At 74.3% G+C, this 3926-nt stretch carries 4 protein-coding genes; all 4 read left to right on the forward strand.

Annotated features, from left to right (window positions below; all coding sequences use genetic code 11):
- The coding region (locus DQW06_RS18720; RefSeq protein ID WP_198662486.1) for an alpha/beta fold hydrolase at nt 1–402 on the forward strand (402 nt) is incomplete at its 5' end.
- Complete coding sequence (locus DQW06_RS18725) at nt 384–1559, forward strand: aromatic acid exporter family protein (RefSeq protein ID WP_071623000.1); 1176 nt, start codon at nt 384–386, stop codon at nt 1557–1559. The genes DQW06_RS18720 and DQW06_RS18725, both read left to right, overlap by 19 nt.
- A gap of 30 nt (nt 1560–1589) precedes the next feature.
- A complete protein-coding gene (locus DQW06_RS18730) occupies nt 1590–2735 on the forward strand; it encodes a sorbosone dehydrogenase family protein (RefSeq protein ID WP_117199008.1) in 1146 nt (381 codons plus the stop codon).
- A gap of 291 nt (nt 2736–3026) precedes the next feature.
- Nucleotides 3027–3878 carry a DUF1206 domain-containing protein gene (locus tag DQW06_RS18735; protein ID WP_232833072.1) on the forward strand — a complete coding sequence of 284 codons (852 nt, stop codon included), beginning with the start codon at nt 3027–3029 and terminating at the stop codon, nt 3876–3878.
- Nucleotides 3879–3926 lie beyond the last annotated feature (48 nt).

Below are 3926 nucleotides of genomic sequence, written 5' to 3' on the forward strand. Positions count from 1 at the left end.
GGGGCGCGCTCGCTGCCCGAACTGGCCGCGCGCCTGCTGCGCGACGCCACGCGCGAGGACCTCTCGGTGATCCGCTCCGTCGTCGCCGACTACTGGGACGCTGGGGTGCGCAGGGACGTCCGCAGTCTTCTGGCCAGCCGCGAGCACCGGATCGAGACGGTCCTGCCGAGGGTGGGGCAGCCGACCCTGGTCCTGCGCGGGGGCAGGGACCCCCTCTGCCCCGCTCCCTGGGCGCGGGAGGCCGCCCGGCTGCTGCCCCGGGGGCGGCTCGTGACCCTGCCCGGACAGCCCCACGCGCTCACCGCCGCCGCCCCCGGCCGGGTCGCCGACCTGGTCGGGGAGTTCGTTCGGGAGACGGCACGGGACCGGAGGGCGGGGGCCGAGTGGTCGCCGAACGTGTGAGGAGGACCGCGGCCAACGCCCGCGAGGTGCTGCGCCGGATCGTCGAGCGGCGCGGCTACGAGCGCGAGACCGCGGTCATCGTCGCCAAGTGCGTCATCGCCTCCACCGGAGCCTGGCTCGTGGGCACCCTCCTGGGGGGCTCGTCCCAGATCGGTTTCGCCCCCTTCTCCGCCCTGCTGGTGGTGCGGCCCAGCGTGTACGGGTCGGTGCTCCAGTCCCTGCGCTACGTCCCCGCGGTCTTCCTGGGCGCCCTGATCGCGGGCCTGACCGGGCTCACCGTCGGGCTCAACGTGTGGTTCTTCGCCCTGGCCGTGTTCGTCGCGATGATCGCGGGACAGTTCACGGTCTTCGGCGACCAGGGCAAGCAGATACCCGTGGTGGCGTCGTTCGCGCTCGCGGGAGGTACCGCGGGCAGCCTCACGGACATGGGAACCCTGCTGCTCATGGTGCTGGTGGGGGCCGGGGCCGCGGTCGTGACGAACACGGTCTTCGCGCCCGCCATCCGCTTCCGCGACGCCGAGAGCGCCGTGTTCGACTTCGCGGACGGCCTGCGCGACCTCAGCCGGGAGATGGCCGAGGCGCTCCGCGGGGGCGATGAGGGGCTCGGGGACGTCGGCTACTGGGCGCGGGTCGCCCAGGGGTTCGACAACACCGAGCGCAACGCCCGGGAGTCGGTCTCCCAACAGGAGTACCGGGCGCGCCTGAACCCGCGGCGGCTCCTGACCGGTCCCTCGCCGAAGAGGGCGCCGAAGGCCTACTACGGCTGGATCCTCGCCCTGGGCCGGTCCGCGCGCCACCTCCAGTCCCTCGTCCGCACCCTGAGGACCGCGAAGGAGGGGCGGTCGCGCTTCCCCGAGCCGAGCGACGCCTTCCTCCGCGAGTTCGCCCCGCTCCTGGACGCGGCGGCGGACGCCTTCGACGCCCTCCACGAGGCCGGGGAACCCGAGCGCGACACCGTCTCCGCCGACCTCGACTCCTGTCTGGAGGAGGGGCTCCGGCGCATCGACCGGGCGCGGGAGCACATGAGCGAGGACTGGGACTCCGAACGCTGGCCCGTGCACAGCGCGCTCCTCACCGACCTGGAACGACTGTTCGAGGAGTTGCGGGAGGGGCACGAGAACAGCGAGGAGGGGACGCCGGGCGCTACGGCGGGGTGACAACGGCGGTGCCGGGGGAAGGGAAGCGGCATGGAACCTTCAGCGCGCGCGAGCGCGGCGCTCCGTGTCGCCGCCGTCCTCGGCTCCCTCGTCCTCCTCGCCGGGTGCGGCGCCCAGGGGACCACCGGCGCGGAGGGGGACGGGACGGGCGGAACGGACAGCCAGCGGGAGCCAGGCGGACAGGACGGCTCCGCCGGTGCCGACCCCGGCCGGCCCGAGGAGGTCGCCGCGGGCCTGGAGGCGCCGTGGGGGCTGGCCTTCCTCCCCGACGGCTCGGCCCTGGTCGCCCAGCGCGACTCGGCGGAGGTCGTGCGCGTGTCCCCCGACGGCTCGGTCACCGGCGTCGGCACCGTCGAGGGGGCCGCACCGAACGGTGAGGGCGGTCTGCTCGGGCTCGCCGTGGACCCGGACTTCCCCGGGGAACCGTACGTGTACGCCTACCACACCGCGGCCTCCGACAACCGGATCAGCCGTCTGGAGTACGACCCCGACGGCGGGGGCTTCGGGGACACCGAGGTCGTCCTCGACGGCATCCCCTCAGCCTCGTACCACAACGGCGGACGGATCGAGTTCGGCCCCGACGGCCTGCTGTACGTCGGCACCGGGGACGCGGGCCGGCAGGGGCTGTCCCAGGACACCGGCTCGCTGGGCGGCAAGATCCTGCGGATCACCGCCGACGGGGACCCGGCGCCGGACAACCCCTTCGGCAACCCGGTCTACAGCTACGGCCACCGCAACGTCCAGGGGCTGGCGTGGGACGACGAGGGGAACCTGTACGCCACCGAGTTCGGGCAGAACGAGTTCGACGAGGTCAACCTGATCGAACCGGGCGGCAACTACGGCTGGCCCGAGGTGGAGGGCGCCGGGGGAGGCGACGAGTACGTCGACCCCCTGCTGACGTGGAGGCCCGCGGAGGCCTCGCCCAGCGGCGCGGCGGTCGCGGGCGGTTCCCTGTGGGTGGCGGCGCTGCGCGGCGAACGCCTGTGGGAGGTGCCGCTCGCCGGTGACGGCGGCGTGGGCGAGCCCGTGGACCACCACCAGGGGGAGTACGGCCGCCTGCGCACGGTGGTGACCGCACCCGGCGGCGACGCGCTGTGGCTGGCCACCAGCAACCTCGACGGGGTCGGGGAACCGGCCGAGGGAGGCGACAGGATCCTGCGGGTGCCGCTGGAGTAGGCGCTGCGGCCGCCCCGCCCACCCGGTGTGCGTGCCCGCGCTCCCGGGCGGGATCCGGTGTTCCACGAGGGACCCGGCGTCCGTGCCGTCCCGGGCCGGTCCGCGCTGTTCCACGCTGTCTCCCCCGGGACCCGGTGCTTCGCGTTCGTGTCGGCGCACCGGGAACGCCGCGCGTCAACCCGTCGTCCCGCACGGGCGTCCCGGAGGGATTCCACGTCGCTGAACAGCACAAAAGGGAGTATTAACGGTAAACATCCGTTTTCGCGCCCTCCTCGCGGGCACGGGCCGGACATGTCCTCCTCAGACTTACCAGGTAAGGCGCGGCGCTCCGCGAAGGACGCCCGGGCGGCGGGCCGACGCGCGGGACGCCAGGCGGCCCACAGCACCTGGCTGCGCAGGCTCGCGGGCGTGGGCTTCGCCGCCACGGGCCTGCTCTACCTCATCATCGGCTACCTCGCCCTGCGCATCGCCTTCGGCGACAGCGGCGGCCAGGAGGCGGACAACAGCGGCGCCCTCCAGCTCGTCGCCCAGAACACCGGCGGCATGCTGCTGCTCTGGGTCGCGGCGGCGGGGCTGGTGGGACTCACCGTGTGGCAGGCGGTCTACGCCGCCGTGGGGTTGGAGAGGGCCACCAAGCGCATCGCCTCCGGGTCCCGCGCGGTGGTCTACGCCGTGCTGGCCTCCAGCATCGCGGGCTTCCTGCTGGGGCAGGGGTCGACCCGGTCCCAGGACAGCCGGTCGGAGGCGCTGACGGCACAGGTCATGGCGCTGCCCTTCGGCCGGTTCGCCGTCGGCGCGGTGGGCTGCGGCGTGATCGCCGTGGGCCTGTACCAGATCTGGAAGGCGGTGACCCGCCGCTTCACGCAGGAGCTGGCGCTCGGCGCTCTCGCACCGCGGCGGCGCAGGGCCGTCGTCACCGTCGGCGTGCTCGGCATCGGCACCCAGGGCCTGGTCCTGGCCGCCGTCGGCGTCTTCTTCCTCCAGGCCGCGATCGCCTTCGACAAGGACCAGGCGGTCGGGCTGGACGGCGCGCTGCGGGCCTTCTCCCAGACCCCGGCCGGCCCCTGGGCGCTGGTGGCCGTCGCCCTGGGCCTGGCCCTCTACGGCGCCTACTGCTTCTGCCAGGCGCGCTGGCAGCGCTGACCGGAGGACACCGCCCTCCCCCCAGCGCGCCTGGCAGAAGCAGTAGGC

The organism is Nocardiopsis sp. TNDT3, assembly GCF_003427465.1.
Taxonomy (GTDB): domain Bacteria; phylum Actinomycetota; class Actinomycetes; order Streptosporangiales; family Streptosporangiaceae; genus Nocardiopsis; species Nocardiopsis dassonvillei.

Coding starts and splice junctions, on each gene's coding strand:
- DQW06_RS18735 (WP_232833072.1), top strand. CDS start 3,027: ATGTCCTCCTCAGACTTACCAGGTAAGGCGCGGCGCTCCGCGAAGGAC.
- DQW06_RS18730 (WP_117199008.1), top strand. CDS start 1,590: ATGGAACCTTCAGCGCGCGCGAGCGCGGCGCTCCGTGTCGCCGCCGTC.